This window comes from Kitasatospora sp. GP82, from assembly GCF_029892105.1.
Lineage (GTDB): Bacteria > Actinomycetota > Actinomycetes > Streptomycetales > Streptomycetaceae > Kitasatospora.
Map to the genome: position 1 here is coordinate 1 of NZ_JARZAJ010000061.1, position 18,768 is coordinate 18,768.

The window sequence follows — 18,768 nt, forward strand, 5'->3', positions numbered from 1 at the left end:
CGAAACTCCGCACTCAATCCCCCCCATGCCCCCCCGCCGCGGGGTTCGCGGCCGCACCCTCGGGGGGGGCCCCCCCACCCCCCGCGGGGGGGGGGGGCACCCCGCTGCCGTCTACTGCGGAACCGCGAATCCGACGTGCTGGACGTAGGTGTAGGAGTCGTAGTCCGATCCGAGCTGGTTGAGGACTTCGTCCCAGATCTCGTCGAGGGCGCGAAAGTCGTCCTCCACCCAGGCATCGACGAAATCCTCCCAGACGTTCCGCAGGTTGATCCGCCGGACGTCGATATCCCGCTGGTACTTCTCCGGAACCTGGGACTGATCGACCGGGTAGATCTCGATCTCGGTGCCGGCCCCGTTGTTGTCGAGCAGTTGCTTGAGCCGGGGTGCGAGGTTGCGGCCCTTCAAGGACCAGTACGCAGCGTCGATCTTGGCGAGATTATCGGGCCTTGGGGTGCTTTCCCCGTTCACCCACTTCTTGACCGTCCTCGGCTGGGCGGTGATTCCCGCCGCAGCCATGGCCTCCGCGCCGCCCTTCTTCTCCGACAGGTACTTCATCCTGGCGGAAAGACCGCGCTTGCTGGTGATCGGGGACTTGATTCCGCGCTTCATCACCTCCGAGTCAAGGTGGATGGCCATTGCCACGCCACCCTCGATTCCTCGGGCTTGGTACTTCCCGAGTTCCATCCACCGTCCGGCCATTACTTACGACCCCTCCTCTTCGGCCTCTCCATCGGAATGTAGTACCTTTCCGCCGCCTTCTCCTTGACCTGAGAAAGGCCCCGGCCTTCCTCGAAGACCTGGCGCCATTCGCCGATCACGTGCAGCTCGTCGGTGCCCTTCATGGCCGCGATCTGCAGACCGGACTTGTGGGCCTTCAGCGCCTTCAAGTAGAGGTTGAAGAACGCCTGGCTGCGCATAATGTGCTGCCAGGACGGGTTGTTGAGCAGGTGGTTATTGGTGCTGGTGCCAGCGGTCGAGACGAATTTCGCGTACATGTCCTTGACATATTCGACAACGACGTCGTCGCCCTCGTCGATCCCGTACTGACGCGCCGTGGCGAGCGCCACCCGCAGGTACTCCAGAATGTGCTCGGAGCTGTGTGCCACCCATGCCTCGTGGATCCTCGGCGGCTGGCACAGGCCCATCCCGGCGAGCCTCCGCAGCAGGCTGAGCGTGGCGGTGGTGATCCACGCATCGCCGGTCTGCTCCCGGCTGCCCATGGGGTCCGGGAGATGACGGTGTTCCCACGGCGCGACGCTGACCCGGACGATCCCCGCCATCTTCTTGGGGTCCCAGTCGGCCCCGGTGTGGTGCTTGAGCTGCCCGATCGGCAGGTGGGACTTGAACGCGGACAAGTAGGCGGCGTTCATGTCGAGCCGGGACACCAGCTGCTGCGGTCCGTCGCCGTAGAGGAGGTCCTCGTTCTCCCAGTTCGGGCGTCCCTCCCAGATCGCGTCGGCCTTGCTGTTGCCCTGCCGCCTGAACAGGTCCAGGAGGGGCGGGTGGGCGGTGTGCTCGTAGCGCGCCTCCTCCCGGGTGTAGTTGAACAGCGCCATGACGTCCGGGATTGCGGTCTTCTGCAGCAGCACGATGGCCGCTTGGATATCGCCCTGGGTGATCTCGAGCGCGGTGGTCTTCTTCGTTTCGATCATCTTCAGCAAATGGCTGACGATGGCGTCCTTGCCCCGGCCGGTGGACATCTTCGTCGCCCCGCTGCTCACGACAACGCCTTCCAGAGGGGACTCGGAGGGTGTCTCGGCCGGCCGCTCTGCGGCGACGGGAGCGGCGGGGACGGAGGCGGTCTGCGTCTTCGTGTCGATCACGGCCGGTGCCGCAGGAGATTCGGGGCCACTCCCTGGGGTCGGGTGGGCATCGGTCGGGGGCGCCGGGGGTTCGGCGGCCGGCCGGTCGAGCAGCCGGGCGCGGGAGCCGTCAAGTAGTAGCGGTACGTCCGTCTGCACGCCCAGGTCCGCCTCCGTGATGCGCAGCTCGATGCCGGTCTCGGTGTTGGTGAGGGCGAGGAGCAGGTCGGCTCCCAGGGCGACCGCGCCGGTGTGGTCCGGTGAATCGAGTGCGGCCAGGATCGGGATCTGGTGCTGCTGGGCAAGGTGGGCGAGCTCGCGGACGGCCGGAGGGACGTTGTCCCCGGACAGCGGGCGGTGGGGATGCGGTTCGGACTGCAGGCGGTCGACGACGACCAGGCGGATCTGGTTGCCGTCGTCGTGTAGTACCTCGGCGATCGCTGCTGTGTCGAGGCCGGTGCCGTCGTCGATGAGCAGCGGGGCGGCCTGCAGCTTCGGGGCGAAGGCGGTGACCGCCTGTTGCTCGGTGGGGTTGAGGGTGTTGGCGCGCAGCCGCTGGTAGTCGACGTCGGCGCGGGCGGCGATGATGCGGCAGGTGACGTCGGTTCGGGTCGGACCGGATGCCGCGTACAGAACGCGGGTGCCCGCGTCGAGCGCTGCGGTGGTTGCGGCGGACAGGGCGAGCAGGCTGGTGCCTGTTCCGGGGGCGCCGACCACGAGCGTGAGGCGGCCGGGGCGCAGCACGGCGGCTGCCTGGTCGATTCCGGGGATTCCGATGGTGGCTTGCTGGCGGCTCTGGCCAAGGAGTGCTGTGACACTGTCGCCGACGGTGGCCAGCACGCGCGAGGAGGCGGGGCGGGCCGGCGCGTGGGCCGAGACCAGGAGGGCGACCGGCTTGCTGTTGCGGGTGATGACGGAGGCCTGGCCGGCGGCGGCACTGACCAATGCGGAGAGCTTCTCGCGGGTGTCCCGGACGCCGAAGCGCGGCAGTCCCGACAGATCGGTTCCGGGAGCGATGCCAACGATCTTGGCGCAGTGCGTGTCGAACCGGATCGTCGTGGCGTTCCCGTTCTGGGCCGCGTTGATGAGCGTGGGCAACGTCTTCCGGGCGTCCTCGACTCCGATCGCGTCCGGTGCGTCGTCCGGCGAGGGAGCGGGGCTCTGGCCGCTGCTGGCGTGCATGGCAGACCTCCTATGGTGTATGCCACTACCTTACACTATTGCCTTACATCTTGGTGCAACTTTGTAAGGCTCGAAGATTACAGGGCACCGTGACCATTGATTTTCTATCCGGTGATGTGTTGGAGCCGCGTGTGGTCGACCAAGGGCCTAGAGGCTTGGACGGTCGAGCTGGCCCTGGCTTCCCGCCTGAACCGCTAGCCTGCTGGCGCATCGGTCGATCGACCGCTGGTCGCGGAGGGGCGGGAATGCTGGAGCTCTGGAACAAGGGGCGCGAGCTTCGCGCGCTGCGCGCTCTCGACGCCGCGAGCGCCCTTCTCACGGTCGGTGTCGGTGAAGCCGGGATGGCCGTCCTGCAACGGCTACTCGCCACCGTCTTCGAGTGCGGAACCGGCGGCGCCAGCGCAGCGGTTGAGCTCGCGCGGGCTGAGGACGCCCTCATCGGTCTTCCGCTGGACACCGAGCAGACCGAGGCTGCCGCTCGGGCCTGGCTCGCGGAGGCACATCGGCAGCGAGCTCTGGAGCGGGCGCAGGAGACCGGCGCCGATCCGGAGCTGGCCGAGGAGGCGTTGCTGAAGCACCCGGCATGGCTGCTTCACCAGCTCGACCCGCTGGCGCGGCGCATCCGTCTCGTGCATGCCTCCACCGGACGTACGGCCACCGAGGTGTCCCGGGCCGCTGGCCTCGAAGGGCATCTCCTCGCCCGATGGAGCCGGGGAGCGACCCGTCCGAATGCCGGGCAGCGCCGGGCTCTTGCCCGCGCGTTCGGCCTTGCCCCGGGCTGGCTCGGCGTGCAGCGCGACACGATCCCCGACGCCGTGTTGTACCAGGCCGACGGAGGCTGCCCGTGCGGCGTCGGTGCGGCCCGGTTCGCCGCGAGCGCGCTCGACGTGCGCCCGTTCAAGGCGGCCTGGGGCCAGCTCGGTCTGTTCTGCACCGGCTGTGGCCAGCCCTACCTGGTCGAGCCCGACGGCCGGTTCCACCCGGTGCCCGCCATTGGCACCGGACGCTACACCCACTCCTTCGGGGCCCTCGCTGACGGAGTCCAGCCGGATGGCGCGATCGGGCCGGAGCTGAGCTGCCCCTGGCCGATCGCCCATTGGTACGCCCCCGCCGGCCTCAACCGCCGCGGTGCGCTGCGGGTCCCCGACGTGTACCGGTCCCCGCCGTCGGCGGCCGGAGGGGACTGACCCCGCCGTGGTGCCGGTGTAGCCACTCGTCTTGATCGTCTTCACTGCCGGCTCGCCCCGAACGATCCTCCTGGCCACTTCCTGCAGCGCGCGCGCAGCAGCTCCCGCTCGGCGTCTTCGGCCCTGAACTCGGTGTTCCACCGGCGAACGTCGTCCACCAGGCCCTGGATCTCCCTGTCGAGCTGCTCCCGCAGCAGGCCGGGACGGAGTGCTTCGACCTCGACCGAGGCGTGCGGGTCGATGCCCTCGTTCAGGCATTCCGCTAAGGAATGATCTTGGCTTCCGGCGCATGCTGGTGGTGTGCCCCGGCCTCGGCGGAAGTGCTGGCTCTGCCATGAACCGCTGCCGACGGGAAGCTCTCGGCGGCGGCGGTACTGCAGTGGTGCCTGCCGCTCGAAGGCCTACCGCGAACGCGGCCGCTGGCCCCGCCTCCTCGCCCAGATGACCGTCGCTATGGACGCCCGGGAGGAGCAGTGGCCGGGCTGGGAGCGGTACTGGTGCCCGGTGTGCGACAACCTCGTCTACAAGGGCTTCGCCACGGGCTACCGCTCCGACCGGCGGTATTGCTCGGGGAAGTGCCGCTCACGGGCGTACCGCGAGCGGCACCGGGCCTACATGACCGTGACGTGAAGCCGTGGCGGAGAGGTGCTCTACCGGCCGGTATCACGCCTGTGCGCCACGATCTGGGGGTTCGGTGGCGGGGCGCCAGCGGGTCGGTCAACGGCGGCGCCGCCACAGCACGCGGTCGCGGGGCCGGTCCGGGGCGGCAGGCTCGCTGATCGGCTCGCCGAGGGCCGCGATCGTCTCGGCGTCGCAGTGGGCGCGGTAGGCGGCCCGGTCCCAGCCGGTCGGCGGCGACGCGGTGACGAGCAGTCCCTCGCCGATGTCGTCGGCCAGGGCGAAGCCGGACTCCCGGAGCTGGGTGGCCACCGTCCGGGAGACCATGGAGAGGACCGCCGTGGCGCTGATCCGGTCGGACTCGCACAGCCGCAGCGTGAACGGGACCGTGGGCGGGGTGAGCGGCTGCGGGCCGAGGTTCCACGTCAGGACGACGCCCTCGGGTCGCGTCGCGACGGCGAGGCCGGTGGTGCCGGGCTCGGTGAGCGCGTAGCCAGCGTCGTGCAGGGTGGTGCGGACGGCGTCGTACAAGTGCTGGTGGTGCTCGACGTACATCTGGTGAGACTAACCGCCGAGCAGTGCCGTCGGGCAGCCGCCCCGCATTGTTGACCAGGTACGGAACGTGGACCAGGACGCCCTGCGGGAGGACGACCTAGCGAGGCGCTTCCGCCCGGTGGGGCAGCGGAAGGCCGTCACCGTTCGCGCCGGTGAGGTCCTCCACGACATCCAGGTCGAGTACGCCGGCGACTTCCTGCAGGTGCTCCCACTGCCCCAGGTCCAGACCGAGAGCCGGATCGAAGGAGGCGCGCAGGATCGCGGCGGCCGCGACGGCGGGCGCCATGACGGCAAGAGCGTTGTGCAGGGCCTCCGCCCGCGCATGGACCGGCTGCCCGGCGCCCTGGTAGTGCAGGGCGATCTCGAAGGCCTCGCTCCCCCGGTCCAGCACCCTCTGGTAGGCCTGGTGGTCGAACGGGTCGTTGTCGTCACTGCCGAGGACGAAGCGGGGGCGGGCTGCGGTGAGCGCGCGGGCGCCGGCGGCCTCCGTCGCGGTGTCGCCGGTACGGACGGCGTCCTCGAGGTCGGCGGCGAGCATCTGCAGCTCGCGCGGCAGGTCACCGAGCACCGTGCCGGGCATGGCGGCCGCGATCGCGCACACCGCGACCAGGGGGAGGCGCTCGCCCTGCGCGAGAACGGAGGCGGTGCCGGCCGTGAGATCGCCGAGCAGGACGTCCGCGGCCAGGGCGTGCCGCAACTGCTCGGCCAGGTGGCCGTTGCCGCCGGGCACGACTTCGCGGTGGCTGGCCTGCTCGATCGCGTCCGCGGTGCGCCGAAGCGCCTGGGCGTGGAGGTCGTCGTCCTGCCGGTCGGCCAGGCCGCGCACCCAGGCGGCGGCGGTCTCCCCCGCCGTGCGGGCTCGGTGCAGTGCAGTGAGGACCGCGCCGTCGGGCTGATCGGCGTGGACTGTGGAGGCGCTGATGCAGCGGGGCGCGGGAGGGCGGGGCGGGATGGCGGTCACAGGCGGTTCAACGGCTGGGTGGCCAGCCCGTCACGGGCGGGCCCGGGCCGGGCAGGAACCCTTCCGTCACGTTGCAGCATGCGGCGGCACTCAGTGGCACTCCCGCTGCCAGGCCACACCCTCGGTGGAGTTGACAGACCTAGCCGAGCACGGCTTCAAGGCCCTGCTCCGGCGACTCAACAACCCCATGAAGCAGGTGAGTTGGGAGACAACGGTGGACGGCAGGACGGCGGCCGGGTGGGTCAAGGCCCTCCGGGCCGAGCACGGCTGACCGGGCGCCGAATTGGTTCTAGCGGTTGTCGGAGCCCGAAAGCCAGGCTTGGCTGTCGATAGTGCCATCGAACTCCACGAAGGCGGAGTCCGGCAGAAGGCCGACCTTGACATAGTCATCGCGTGCCGCATCGGCGAACTCTCGCTCATGCGAGATTGTGCTGATGACCCGTTCGCCATCCGCAGTGTGGTGGGCAACCACCCACACGGGTCCTCCTAGGGTCTCGGAGCGCCACCCCGGATATGCCGGACGTGGGTTGTTCGGCTTCGGCCAGAGTATCGGAGCCGGAGTCCACCACTTCCCCCTGCGGGCAGGTGAGATATCGCCCGGAAGGGCGCTTGCGCCGGCTTCGAACCTCCCCCAGCCGGATCGTCAGCGCGCTGCGGACTGGCCCCGGCGTACGAATCTGAGCTGCAGTGGGCCCGAGCGGCTACGGGGTGCGGAAGCCGCGCTCCGGGTCGCGGGCGGTGTCGGTGTCGAACGGGGTGAACCAGTCCAGCGGTGCGAGATTCACCATGCCGAGGGCCTGGTTGGTCGCGTCTTTCGGGTCCTCAATACCGTCCAGCTGGGAGTCGAAGAGCATGAGGACGTCGTGGTCCAGGAACAGGACGTCGGAGCAGCCGTCCAGATCCATGTCGTACCGGTGGGTGGGGAGGGCACCGATGCGCTCGGCCACCTGCTTGGGCCGGTCCTTGAGCAGCTGCCGCGCCCTGCTGATCGCGAGGTGCAGCGCCATCTCCTCGCCTGTGCTGCGCGGGAGCGGGTCGGCGCCGCCGGCGATGTCCGAAGCGAGATCGTCGAACGTCCGAGCCATCTCCCGCCGCCACGCGGCCAGTTGGTGGAAGGTGATCCGGGGCAGGGAGGCGAACAGCCCGGCCGCGCCCGCGGCAAGGGGTTCGTCCCCAAGTGCCGTGACCTCTTCCCACGCCTGCCGGGACTGGTCCTCCAGCGCCAGGAGCAGCACAGCGGCGGTCCGGGGGCTGAGCTCCCAGACCTCGTCGTCTTCGTCGTCGTCGCTGTCGAGATCAAGCGGCCCGTACTGGGAAAGGCTCCGTAGCCTCTCGCGGACTCGGCGGGCCGCTTCCTCGGGAAGGGCGAGGCTGGTGTCGATCACGACCAGGTCCTCGCCGAACTCCTCGGCGGCGAGCAGCTCGCCCGCCCGGTGGAGCAGGGCTGCGCCCTGCACAATGCCGATAGCGCCGGTGGGGAGAATGACGGCGTAGTAGTTGTCGGTGAAGCGGTCGATCGCGGCGGAGACCAGGGCTGCGGCGATGAGCGGCTCCTGCCACGGCGACGGCAGCTCGAGGTGGTCGAACACCAGGAGACTGCTCAGCATCTCCATCTCCTCCTCGAAGTCGGAGCTGAAGGAGCCATCGGGGTCGAGGACCTGACGGGCCACGTGGGCGAGGAAGTGGCCCTCGTCGACCATGCGGTCGTGCAGGTTGCCGCCCTTCCAGTACAGGCAGCGGCCGACCCGCATGGTGCCGATGGGTGTCCCCTCCGCCCGGACCTGGGCTGTCCAGATCTGGAAACCGTCACCGGAGCGGTCGAGCAGTTGGTGCTCGTGACGGAACTCCACAGAGAGGAGGGCGGGGTCCGCCACAACGGCGGTGGACTGCTGCGACAAGGTCATGCTCCTGAGGCTGGTGCCAGGTGTGACCGGACCAGCCTAGGTGCTGCGCCCGAGCCGCCAGGCCTGGTTGCCGGGAGGTTGCCGTGACGGTGCGCGAGGTGTCCGAAGCGGACTCCGCGGAGGGCGCGCCGACCGGTGACCACGTACCGCGATCGGTGAGCGCTTTCAACTTGAGGTCTCCTTATCCCACCCAGGCGGAGTCCGCGGGACGAGGCCCAGCGTCCCCACCCCGGAGCTGCCGGTACGCTCCGCCGGGGCGGAGGGCCGCTGGACTGGTTGCCGTACCGGGACACGTCCCCGTTCCCAGCGGCGGGGCGGCGCTGTGCGAGTCTGTCGCCATGTGCGGACGATTCGTTGCCACAACCGGCCCGGCTGACCTCGCCCGGCTCTACGACGCGCAGCCCCAGGTCCCGGAGGAGGCGTTCACTCCGAGCTGGAACATCGCGCCAACCCGAGATGTCCTCGCCGTGCTGGAACGGCTCGACACGGACAGCGGGGAGGTCAGCCGCCAGGTACGGGCGCTGCGCTGGGGGCTGGTGCCGTCCTGGTCGAAGACCCCCTCAGCGGCGGCAAAGATGATCAACGCGCGGTCGGAGACCGCCCACGTGAAGCCCGCGTTTCGGTCCGCCTTCTCCAAGCGCCGGTGCATCATCCCGTCCACCGGCTACTACGAGTGGCGCCAGGCCCCTGGTGGTCCGGGCGGACGGCCGTACAAGCAGCCGTACTTCCTCGCCCCCGCTGACGGCACGCTGCTCGGCATGGCGGGCTTGTACGAGTTCTGGAAGGACTCGACCAGGCCCGAGGACGACCCGCTCGCCTGGTTGGTGACTTGTACGGTGCTGACAACCGAGGCGACCGACAACGCCGGCCGGGTCCACGACCGCATGCCGTTGACCATCACCGCGGCGAACCAGGCCGTCTGGCTCGACCCCGATCTCACCGATCCCGACAGCGTGCGGGACCTTCTGCACACACCTTCCGGCGCGGAGCTCACCGTGACGGCGGTCGCCACCACGGTGAACAGCGTCCGGAACGACGGGCCCGAGCTGCTCACCGAGGTCGAGGACCCCTTGCCCGTCTGAAGCCGTCCGGCTCTGCGGTCAGGCAGAGGTTCACACCTGGGGCGCACCAGTCCGGTTGCGCTTCAAGTCCTTCCGCAGTCCCCGGGCGGTGGACTCCCACGTCAGAGGCGGCGGAGCACGGCGACCACCTTGCCGAGGATGGTCGCGGACTCGCCGGGGATCGGGTCGTAGGCCGGGTTGTGCGGCATCAGCCAGATCTTGCCGTCCTCGCGCTTGAGGCGCTTGACGGTGGCCTCGCCGTCGATCATCGCGGCCACGATGTCGCCGTTCTCGGCGACCGGCTGGCGGCGGACGGTGACCCAGTCGCCGTCGCAGATGGCGGCGTCGATCATCGAGTCGCCGCGGACGGTGAGCGCGAACAGCTCACCCTCGCCAACCAGCTGACGGGGCAGCGGGAAGACGTCCTCCACCGTCTGCTCGGCCAGGATCGGGCCACCGGCGGCGATCCGGCCGACCAGCGGCACGTAAGAGGTGGAAGGCCGGCCGGCCGCCTCGGCGGGCAGGGGGAGCTTGTCGCCGAGCCGGTCGTCGGCAACGCAGTAGGCGCGGGGCCGGTGCGGGTCCGTGTAGACGAAGCCGCGCTTCTCGAGCGTCTTCAGCTGGTGGGCGACGGAGGAGGTGGAGCTGAGGCCGACAGCCTGGCCGATCTCCCGCATCGACGGCGGATAACCGCGCTGCTGGACCGACTCTCGGATCACCCGGATCACTGCTCGCTGACGGTCGGTCAGGCCGTCGTCCCCGCGCCGGATGCCGGGCGGACGGCCGCTGCTGGCTCGGGGGGTGGTGGTGTCGGCCATGGTTCCCTCTCCGTCGTTCAAGGGGTGACTGTATCCCGCAGCTGGCGCTCTGAGCTGCGCGAACGCCTGGCTGCTGGGGTGGGGTGTGGTCATCGGAAGTCCCTGCTTCGCCCGGCGGGGGCGAGGGTGAGCGGGGTGAGGCGGGTGGCGACGAGGTTGACGGCGCCGTCGCGGCGCTCGGCGGTCCCGTAGACGAGCAGCCCGGCGTTACCAAGGGCGGTCTTGCGCTGGCGCTCCCAGACGTGCGGTTGGCAGATGATGTTGATCAGGCCGGTCTCGTCCTCGAGGGAGATGAACAGGACTCCGCCGGCGGTGGGCGGGCGCTGGCGGTGGGTGACCAGGCCGCCGACCGCGACGAGCGTGCCCGGGGCTGCGTCGGACTTGAAGGCGGCGCAGGTCATCGCGCCGCAGCGGTCGAGGTGGCGCCGGGCGTGCTGGACGGGGTGGGCGAGGGTTGTGCCGGTGGCCCACAGGTCGGCGATGGTCTCCTCGATCGCGGTCATCTCCGGGACGCCACCGGGTGCGGTGAGGGCGGGGGCGGTTCCGGGCAGCATCTGCTCGGTGGTGCGGGCCAGCAACCCGGCCGACCACAGTGCCTGACGGCGGGTCGTCCCCAGGCTGGCGAAGGCCCCGGCGGTGGCGAGCGCTTCGAGAGCGGAGGCCGGGAGTACGGTTCGGCGCGCGAAGTCCTCCAGGTCGCTGTAGGGCTGGCCAGACGCGATGGCGTCGGCCTGGTCGTCGCCGAGGCCCCGCACGGCGGCGAGGCCGAGCCGGATCGCCGGACGGCCGACCGCCCCTGCCGTCTGCTTGGTGCCGGCGGGTTCGAGGGTGGGCTGGGCCCGGCTGTGGTTGACGTCGGCGGCCAGCACGCGCACACCGTGCCGCTTCGCGTCCTGGATGAGGGTCAGGGGCGAGTAGAAGCCCATCGGCTGGTTGGCCAGCAGCGCGCAGGTGAACGCCTCCGGGTAGTGGCGCTTCAACCAGGCGCTCGCGTACACCAGCAGCGCGAATGAGGCCGCGTGCGACTCCGGGAAGCCGTAGCTGGAGAACGCCTCGATCTTCACGTAGACGTCCTCGGCCACCTCGGGCGGGATGCCGCGCTCGGCCATGCCGGCGAGGAGGCGCTCGCGCAGCTCGGCGACTCGCTCGTGGGAGCGCTTGGAGCCCATCGCCTGCCTGAGCTTGTCGGCCTCCGTGGGCGTGAACCCCGCGCAGTCGATGGCGAGCTGCATCATCTGCTCCTGGAACAGCGGCACCCCGAGCGTCTTGGCCAGGGCGCGTTCCATCAGCGGATGCGCGATCGTCGGCGCCTCGCGGCCGTTGCGGCGCCGGATGTAGGGGTGGACGGAGCCCCCCTGGATCGGCCCGGGCCGGATCAGCGCCACCTGGACCACCAGGTCGTAGAACTTCCTGGGCCTCATGCGGGGCAGGGCCGAGGCCTGGGCCCTGCTCTCCACTTGGAACACGCCCACCGTGTCGGCCCGGCAGAGCATCTCGTAGACCGCCGGATCGTCCGGCGGGATGGTGGCCAGGTCGTAGCGGATTCCGTGGTGACGCTCGATCAGATCGCAGGCGTCATGAACAGCGGACAAGATCCCCAGGCCGAGCAAGTCGATCTTGACCAAACCTGCTTCGGCCACGCTGTCCTTGTCCCATCCAAGGGCGCTCCGACCAGGCATGGTGGCCCACTCGGTCGGGCAGGTCTCGGCGATCGGGCGGCGGGTGAGGACCATCCCGCCGGAGTGGATGCCGAGGTGGCGGGGCAGGCCCCGCAGTTGGCCGGCCAGGTCGCGTACGTCCTGCGGGACGGAGGCTTCGGCGGGCGGCATCTCGTACCAGCCGGTCTCCTTGGCGAACCGGTCGAGGTCACCGGTGGCGTAGCCGAGCACGCGGGCGGCGTCGCGGACGGCGAGGCGCGGTTGGTAGGTGATGACGTTGGCGACCTGGGCGGCGTGGTCGCGGCCGTAGGTGTCGTAGACGTACTGGATGACTTCTTCGCGGCGTCGGTGTTCGATGTCGAGGTCGATGTCCGGCGGGCCGTCGCGCTCGGGGCTGAGGAAGCGTTCGAAGAGCAGGCCGTAGTGGATGGGGTCGACGGAGGTGATGCCGAGGGCGTAGCAGACCGCCGAGTTGGCGGCGGAGCCGCGGCCCTGGCACCAGATGTCCTGTTCTCGGCAGAACCGGACGATGTCGTGGACGATCAGGAAGTATCCGGCCATGCCCAACTGGTCGCCGATGACGTGGAGTTCGTAGTCGATCTGGCGGTGGGCCTTCTCGTTGCCGGGGGCGAAGCGGGTGGTGGCGGCGCGCAGGGTGAGGTCGCGCAGCCAGCTGGTCTCGGTGTGGCCGTCGGGGACCGGGAAGCCCGGCAGTTCGGGCTTGAGGCTGCGGAAGTCGAAGGACAGCTCGCGAGCCAGGTCGACGGTGGCCTGTTGGGTGCCGGGCCAGGGTGCGAGACGGGCGGCCATCTCGGCGGGTGAGCGCAGGTGGGCGGTTCCGGCCGTCGCCAGGTACGCCTCGGCGTCGGCGAGTGGGCGGTTCTGGCGCAGCGCGGCGAGGGCTTGGGCGAGGCGGGCCTGCGCGGGTGAGGCGTGGTGGGCGGCTGTGCTGGCCACCAGGGTGAGGCCGGTGCGGGCGGCGAGGTCGGCGAGGGCTTGGTTGCGGTCGTCATCGCCGGGCAGGGAGTGGTCGGTCAGCTCGACGAAGACGTTGTCAGGCCCGAAGCGTTCGGCGAGCCAGCGGAGTTCGCGTTCGGCGCCAGCCGGGCCTTCGTGTTCCAGGGCTTGGCGGACGGCGCCCTTGCGGCAGCCGGTGAGGACCGCCCAGTGGCCGCCGGCGGCGTCAGGCAGTCGGTCGGTGGTGTAGCGGGGGCGGCGTTTGGCGCCGCCGGCCAGGTGGGCGTCGCCGATCGCCATGGACAGGCGGCGGTAGCCCTCCGCGCCGCGGGCGAGGACGAGCAGGTGCTCGCCGTCCTGGTCGGCGACGCCGGTGGGTGCGAGGGTGGCGTCCAGGGTCAGCTCGGCGCCGAAGACGGTGGCGATGCCGGTGCGGCGGGCCTCGGCGGCGAGGACCGCCGCCGCGTACAGGCCGTCGTGGTCGGTGACGGCGATCGCCTCGATCCCCAGGTTGGCGGCCTCGTCGACCAGGTCGGCCACGTCGCTCGCACCGTCCAGGAAGGAGAACGTGGAGTGGACGTGCAGCTCCGCCCACCCCGGCCCTGAACCGCCGGAGCCGGACGGGCGAGGCCGCGGGGCCGGCTCAGAGACCGGGCCGGGGAAAGGCACCACCGTACGGTCGGCCAGGTCCGGACTGCCGGTCATGGCGCGGTGCAGGTCGCGCCACGGGGTGGTGGGATGGCTGGTAAAACCCAATGCTGATCCAGGAGGTGCGCGGGTGAGTAGGTGGGTTAGGTGTCGTAGTCGCCTTCCAGGTGCCAGCGGCCGCCGGTGACGGCGAGGAGTAAAGCCCGCCCGTCGGCGACGACAACCTGCATCCGGGCGGTCCTTCGCGCCTCGTCGGGGTCCCACCAGCGCTCCTGCTCCGGCCACGGTCCGGCCCAGCCGGTCACCTCCACCGCGCCGCCCGGCAGCACCAGACGGGCCGGAGCCGAACGGGCCTCGGCCCGGGCGGTGACCTCGACGTCGCGGCCCGTCTCGTCCAGCAGCCGCACCCGCGTGGGGGCGGCCGGGACGTGGGACGGGGAGGGTGCGGGCAGGCGGCCGGGCCAGGGTCCGTCCGCACGCCGCTCCTGGTGGGCGTCGCCCCAAGGGGTGCGCACCACCCGGTCGGCCGGGGCCCGGCCGCCAGCCAGCCGGGCGGTCACCGGGGCGCCGTGCCCGAGCAGCGCCTGCACCCGCGCCACCGCCCGCTCCACCCGTTCGGTGGCCTCCTGGTCGCCATCGGCCAGCGAAAGCTGGCGGCCCGGATCACGGACCAAACCGTCCGGGACCAGGCGCAGCGCCACCACTCCCCCGTTGGCCTCGGCGAACAGCTGCCGGTGCTGCCACGCCTGCAGCTGCCAGCGCACCCGCTCGGCCACCGCTCCGACCGACAGGACACCCTCGTGCCGCCACGCCCTCGATGCGGTCGTGCCGTCGGCGCACTCCACCTCGACCTCCACCCGCTCGCACGCCAGCCCCGCACCGGCAAGACCCTCGTGAAGGCGCTCGGCGAGGGCACGGGCGGCGAACACCAGCGGCTCCATCACGGTGAAGGGCTGCTCGAAGCGCTGCTCCGCCGTCAGGTCAGCACCCGGCGGGCGGGCGACGACCGGGCGGGCTCCCAGGCCGCGAGCCAGCCGGTGCGCGGCCACCCCGGCCTGGCCGAACCGGTCGGCGACGCTCGCGGCCGGCAGCGCCGCGAACTGCCCCACCGTCACCAGGCCGAGCCGGTTCAGCAGGTCGGCCAACTTCCCGTCGGCAAGTTCGGCCACCGGGAACGGTGCCAGGAACCGCGCGGCCTGGCCCGGCGGAACGACCAGCCCGGCCCGGGCGGCCAGCTGTCCAGCCAACAGACCGTCGGCAATCCCGACCCGACACGGGTGCCCGGCCGCCTCGACGGCGTCCACAACCTTCTCGGCGAGGACGTCCTCCCCGCCGTGGAAGCGGGCCGCTCCCGGCGCCGGGAGGGCCAGCATCCCGGGGCGCAGCACCTCCAGGTGCGCGGCAAGCTCCGCGACGGCGTCCGCCACCGGCTCGAACAGCTTCGCCTCGGCGTCCGCGTCGCGCTCGTGCATGACGAGGTCGGCGACCAGGGCCTGGGCGGAGCGCAGCTTCTGGCCCCGGCGCACCCCGCCGTGCCGGGCCGCTTCGGAGGCGGCGAGGATCCGGCCGCGCTCGGTCACCACGGCCAGGTCCTGCGGACCGGGTTCGCGTCCGAGGATGGCGACCACCGGCCAGTCCGGGATCCACCCGACGAGCACTCTCGGCACCGCCACCGCGATGTCTGAACTCTCCTGCCGTGCCGTCATCTCACACCACCGCCATCGGGCCGCGCACCGGCCGCGGACCTGGCCGCCGCCCAGCAGAGAGAGCGTCTGTGAGCGGATCGGCGGCCCGGATCGCGCCCTGGGCGTCCGGCAGCCACAACTCCGTCTCGCCGCCGCGAGCAGCCGCACCGCGGCCGCCGGAGCGCACCACGATCCGCCGCGCCTTCAGCCGGCCGCGCCCCAGCCCCACGCCCCCCCAGGAGCGGGACACCACCTCGAGCCGCACCCTTGCCCCCGGCCACGGGCCGGCAACCACCAGCGCGCAGCCCCCGCGCCGGGCCACCGTCACCAGCCGCTCCGCCATGGGGCCGCTCACCGCGCCGGTCGGGCGCAGCAGCAGCACCCCGACCCCGTCGGCCAGCGCAGCGGCGACCTGCGGCCACTGCGCACCGGGCGCCTCCACCACCACCAAATGGGCCAGGTCGACCCCGGCCTCGGCAGCGGCGACCAGGCCCAGCCCGTCGAAGCCGACTGCTGCGCACCACGTTCCGGCGGAGGTCGCGGCGGCGGCCAGGGCCAGCAGCAGCGCGGTGCCGCCGCCGGTCACCGACACCGCCGTGCCCGGCCGCAGTCCCCGCTCCGGCAGCAGTCCTTCGAGCGCGGGCAGCACCGGGAGCAGCGGCCCGGGGCGGGACAGCTGGAGCTGGGGTGCCAGAGCGGCGAGGGTTGCCTCCACACCACCCACTTTCGAACAAATGAGCGAGAAAGGGAAGTCGGATACAAATAGGTCACTCGTTCGAGTTGTGTTCATTACTGCAGGTCACAGCTTTGCGAATCGGGTAGGGTCGGCGCGCCGCACCTGCGGCCCCGTCCAGCTTGACGTGTGACAGCGAAGTCGGGACCGTTGTCACCGAAGTTGGGAAGACCTCGATTTGTGACAGCGAACATGGGATATCCGCAGGTCGGAGCAACTCTGCCGTCCCGCGCCCGGCACCGGGCGGGGCGCCATCGGGGATGGCGAGCCGCTGCACCGCCATGTCCGGCCAGGTCGGCTGGCGAGGGATCAGCTCGGGCCCCGGCCTGCATAGTCACCGCTCTGACCTGGCTGGTTCCCAACTTTGGTATCACAGAACTGCGTTGTCCCGACCTCGGTGACAAAGGTCCCGACTTCGCTGTCACACGTCACAGCTGACCTGTCGCAACGAAGTTAGTCGGGCCGGATCCCGTTGACCTGTGTGGACTGGGTTGAGTGAGACGGCTGCGGGTCGGCCGGCGTCCGTCAGGCCGCCGGGGTCGTGGTGAACACGGTGTTGGCTTCATGCCCATGGTGTCGCCCAGGCAGAATGGGCGTGTGGTTGTCTTTCACTGCATGAACTGTCAGCAGCCTCTGACCGGCAAGGTGGAGCCGGGGGAACCGTTGAGAGGCCCCGAGCGCCCGCCTGGCCACGAGATCGCTTCACCGCGGATGGCTCAGGGAACCTTTAAGGTCAACTTCGACGGCACCCTTCTGATCCTTCACCCCGATGACGTTCCAGGGACGGCACTCCACTCCGATGCTCGCCGCCTCAATGGTTGCTGCGGCCTCGCGGGCCAGGACGGCCCCAACCTCGTCTGTTCCGGCTGCGGTGTCGAAGTCGCGACGAAAGAAAGCGATTGCTGGACCGACAATCTGGTGGCCTTGGTCGCCGCTGCGGTGAGTGAAGACCCCCAATCCGAGTAGGCCATCGCATTGCTCCCAGCTTCGGCGACCGTCCTTGTCAGCTGCCAGGGGCCGGCTCTGCTGCGTTGAGCTGAGCTTGGCGTTTAACCTCGCGCGGCGAGGTGGGCGTGGAGTGTGGGTTCGCGTTTGACGGTTTTGCCGACGTCGTGGCGGGGTGCCGGGTTGCGGTTCTTCGAACCCGGTGGCCGTCCGGGGCCAGGTCGGGAGGGTTTCGGCACGCGGGCCGGAGTGAGGACCTTCGCGCGGATGTTGCGGAACCCTCGGCGGACCCGGGCCGGGGTCAACTTCGCTGCTGTCAGTGGGCGTTCCCAGGGGCGGCGCAGGTCGGCGGCGAGCGGGCGGGCCAGGCGGAGCTGGGTGTGGGCGACGATGACCAGCCAGGTCCACAGGTCGGCGGTGTCCGGTGCGCGGAAGTGCGGCGCCGTCCAGCCGAGGGTGCCCTTGAGCAGGCGGAAGGTGTGCTCAAGGTCGAATCTGCGCAGGAAGGTGCGCCAGATCCGGTCCAGGTGGACGGTATCGATGCCGGTGGCGGAGGACCATAGCCACAGCGGCTTCGCTTCGCGCTCGCCGGGCAGGTGGTCGACCTTGAGACGGACCAATGTGCCGTGGGTGATGGGGATTTCGCCTTCGTGGTCGAGCCATGGCCCGCGCTTTTGCAGGCGCTGGTGCATCCGGTCCCACGCCTTCGCCTCGGCCTTGCCATAGCGGGTGGTCTCGGTGCAGGTGGTGGCGTCGGGCTCGTGCCAGGACTCGGGTTTGGCGAAGGTGAAGGCGGTGCCGTGCTTGCGTGGGCGTCCGCCCTTGGGTGTGGAGCGGGGCTCGCCCGCATCGCGGAGCATGACCCGGTCCGAACGCAGTCGGCCGATCAGCTCGACGGGCAGGTCGGACAGGAGATGGGCCAGGCGTGTGACGTCGTAGCCGGCGTCCATGACGAGCAGGATGTCCGGGTCCGCGAAGTTGAGCGCGGTCCAGGAGGTGCGGCCGGTCTCCAGGGCGGCGACGAAGGAGTAGCGCGGCGTACATCGCACCGTGCCCGCGCCGGTGCTCGGCGGCCAGCGACAGGTCCACCAGTGTCCTGACCGGCCCGTCCGTGCCGCGCGGCGCAGTCGGGCCGGCTCGAGCCAGCCCCGGTCCAGAGGTCACCGGCCGCCTGATCGAAGCCGGGCACTGGCAGTCCGGCACAGCAGCGCGTCGGTGAGCTCGAAGAGCACGTCCGTGCGCAGGTACAGCAGCACGCCCCACTGCTCGACGGCGGGCAACTGCACAGGGAGACTCGTCACCAGCGGCCGTTTCCTTCAGCTTCGTTACTCGACATCTCGAAGCGTGAGGGGCGGCCGCCTCTGCTGTCCCACGAAAAACCGCAAATCAGCACGTTGGGTGACCTGCGAGGTTAAACAACAAGCTGAGAGCCCGTTGCTCAACCGAGAAGTTCGCCTGGTTGTCGAACGAGCGTTCCTGCACTGGGGGCCATGAGCATGTGTTCTGCCGAGGGCACTTCAGTGTCGCCGCCGTTCGTTGCGCCAACTCCGGCAAAGCGCCCCAAATCCGGCACTTGCGACCAGGGGGCACTCGATGAACGGCAACAGGGTGAACAGGTAGCTGGCCACAAAGGCCGCCACCGGGTCTTCCGTCTTCACGTTTGGATCCGAGAGGGCCGCGAGGGCTGCGAAGTCAATGAGGAGAACGACTGCACCCGAAACCGCCGACACAACAAGGACTGGCCACGCTCGAACGCGCCCGAGTGTGAAGCCGAACAAGAGTGCCGGAGCTATGCCCAGCATCAGCAAGCCCACGAGAACAGTCACGCCCGCAAGGTCATTGGCGAAGTGGAAGACCTTGAGGAGCCATGGGCTCAAAGCGACTAGTCCGACCCATCCTGCAGACGAGAACCACACCCAAGACGGAGCCGCCATGCAGGCCCTGAGCGCTGACCGAGTCCGTGCAGCCTTCACCACCACGCCCCCCAACACAACTTGGCGCTGACATCATCCCCAAAATATTGAACATGTTCAACATGGGTTGAGACGAACGTG

At 70.4% G+C, this 18,768-nt stretch carries 17 protein-coding genes and 1 pseudogene; 5 read left to right on the top strand and 13 right to left on the bottom strand.

The window, feature by feature from the left end:
* Positions 1 to 111: 111 nt before the first annotated feature.
* Together P3T39_RS34100 and P3T39_RS34105 are read right to left on the bottom strand one after the other, a co-directional pair.
* Positions 112 to 636 carry a transcriptional regulator gene (locus P3T39_RS34100; protein ID WP_280703160.1) on the bottom strand — a complete coding sequence of 175 codons (525 nt, stop codon included), beginning with the start codon at positions 634 to 636 and terminating at the stop codon, positions 112 to 114.
* Positions 637 to 698: 62 nt separating this feature from the next.
* Positions 699 to 2,984, bottom strand: a complete 2,286-nt coding sequence (locus P3T39_RS34105; RefSeq protein ID WP_280703161.1) for a DnaB-like helicase C-terminal domain-containing protein — start codon at positions 2,982 to 2,984, stop codon at positions 699 to 701.
* Between the two features lie 245 nt (positions 2,985 to 3,229).
* Here P3T39_RS34105 and P3T39_RS34110 point away from each other — a divergent pair, with 245 nt between their 5' ends.
* Both P3T39_RS34110 and P3T39_RS34115 read left to right on the top strand, forming a co-directional pair.
* The gene (locus tag P3T39_RS34110; protein WP_280703162.1) at positions 3,230 to 4,171 is read left to right on the top strand and encodes a hypothetical protein; all 942 of its coding nucleotides are present in this window, start codon (positions 3,230 to 3,232) and stop codon (positions 4,169 to 4,171) included.
* 441 nt (positions 4,172 to 4,612) lie between these two features.
* Entirely contained in the window at positions 4,613 to 4,801 is a 189-nt protein-coding gene (locus tag P3T39_RS34115; RefSeq protein WP_280703163.1) for a hypothetical protein, read from the top strand.
* An 87-nt stretch (positions 4,802 to 4,888) separates the two neighbouring features.
* Here the strand turns inward: P3T39_RS34115 and P3T39_RS34120 are convergent, their stop codons facing one another.
* Complete coding sequence (locus P3T39_RS34120) at positions 4,889 to 5,344, bottom strand: hypothetical protein (RefSeq protein ID WP_280703164.1); 456 nt, start codon at positions 5,342 to 5,344, stop codon at positions 4,889 to 4,891.
* A gap of 97 nt (positions 5,345 to 5,441) precedes the next feature.
* The gene (locus P3T39_RS34125; protein WP_280703165.1) at positions 5,442 to 6,305 is read right to left on the bottom strand and encodes a hypothetical protein; all 864 of its coding nucleotides are present in this window, start codon (positions 6,303 to 6,305) and stop codon (positions 5,442 to 5,444) included.
* A 130-nt stretch (positions 6,306 to 6,435) separates the two neighbouring features.
* Here P3T39_RS34125 and P3T39_RS34130 point away from each other — a divergent pair, with 130 nt between their 5' ends.
* Entirely contained in the window at positions 6,436 to 6,576 is a 141-nt protein-coding gene (locus tag P3T39_RS34130; RefSeq protein ID WP_280703166.1) for a hypothetical protein, read from the top strand.
* Positions 6,577 to 6,594: 18 nt separating this feature from the next.
* Here P3T39_RS34130 and P3T39_RS34135 read toward each other — a convergent pair whose 3' ends face one another.
* A complete protein-coding gene (locus P3T39_RS34135) occupies positions 6,595 to 6,783 on the bottom strand; it encodes a hypothetical protein (protein ID WP_280703167.1) in 189 nt (62 codons plus the stop codon).
* Positions 6,784 to 7,006: 223 nt separating this feature from the next.
* Entirely contained in the window at positions 7,007 to 8,209 is a 1,203-nt protein-coding gene (locus P3T39_RS34140) for a hypothetical protein (protein ID WP_280703168.1), read from the bottom strand.
* Positions 8,210 to 8,547: 338 nt separating this feature from the next.
* On the opposite strand from P3T39_RS34140, the gene P3T39_RS34145 reads away from it, so the two are divergent.
* The gene (locus tag P3T39_RS34145) at positions 8,548 to 9,291 is read left to right on the top strand and encodes an SOS response-associated peptidase (protein ID WP_280703169.1); all 744 of its coding nucleotides are present in this window, start codon (positions 8,548 to 8,550) and stop codon (positions 9,289 to 9,291) included.
* Positions 9,292 to 9,392: 101 nt separating this feature from the next.
* Here P3T39_RS34145 and lexA read toward each other — a convergent pair whose 3' ends face one another.
* The 4 genes from lexA to P3T39_RS34165 form a co-directional block, all read right to left on the bottom strand.
* Positions 9,393 to 10,088, bottom strand: a complete 696-nt coding sequence (gene lexA / locus P3T39_RS34150) for a transcriptional repressor LexA (RefSeq protein WP_280703170.1) — start codon at positions 10,086 to 10,088, stop codon at positions 9,393 to 9,395.
* An 89-nt stretch (positions 10,089 to 10,177) separates the two neighbouring features.
* Entirely contained in the window at positions 10,178 to 13,459 is a 3,282-nt protein-coding gene (locus P3T39_RS34155; protein WP_280703171.1) for an error-prone DNA polymerase, read from the bottom strand.
* Between the two features lie 35 nt (positions 13,460 to 13,494).
* Positions 13,495 to 15,057, bottom strand: a complete 1,563-nt coding sequence (locus P3T39_RS34160; RefSeq protein ID WP_280703172.1) for a DNA polymerase Y family protein — start codon at positions 15,055 to 15,057, stop codon at positions 13,495 to 13,497.
* Between the two features lies 1 nt (position 15,058).
* Complete coding sequence (locus P3T39_RS34165) at positions 15,059 to 15,751, bottom strand: hypothetical protein (RefSeq protein ID WP_280703174.1); 693 nt, start codon at positions 15,749 to 15,751, stop codon at positions 15,059 to 15,061.
* A gap of 615 nt (positions 15,752 to 16,366) precedes the next feature.
* On the opposite strand from P3T39_RS34165, the gene P3T39_RS34170 reads away from it, so the two are divergent.
* Positions 16,367 to 16,735 carry a hypothetical protein gene (locus tag P3T39_RS34170; RefSeq protein ID WP_280703175.1) on the top strand — a complete coding sequence of 123 codons (369 nt, stop codon included), beginning with the start codon at positions 16,367 to 16,369 and terminating at the stop codon, positions 16,733 to 16,735.
* Between the two features lie 83 nt (positions 16,736 to 16,818).
* On the opposite strand, the pseudogene P3T39_RS34175 reads toward P3T39_RS34170, so the two are convergent.
* From P3T39_RS34175 to P3T39_RS34185, 3 genes and pseudogenes are all read right to left on the bottom strand, one after another.
* Positions 16,819 to 17,824: pseudogene (locus P3T39_RS34175) on the bottom strand (transposase); the annotation flags it as partial.
* A gap of 50 nt (positions 17,825 to 17,874) precedes the next feature.
* Entirely contained in the window at positions 17,875 to 18,015 is a 141-nt protein-coding gene (locus P3T39_RS34180) for a hypothetical protein (RefSeq protein ID WP_280703177.1), read from the bottom strand.
* A 216-nt stretch (positions 18,016 to 18,231) separates the two neighbouring features.
* Positions 18,232 to 18,540: a hypothetical protein gene (locus tag P3T39_RS34185; protein ID WP_280703178.1), complete on the bottom strand. Its 309-nt coding sequence runs from the start codon at positions 18,538 to 18,540 to the stop codon at positions 18,232 to 18,234.
* Positions 18,541 to 18,768 lie beyond the last annotated feature (228 nt).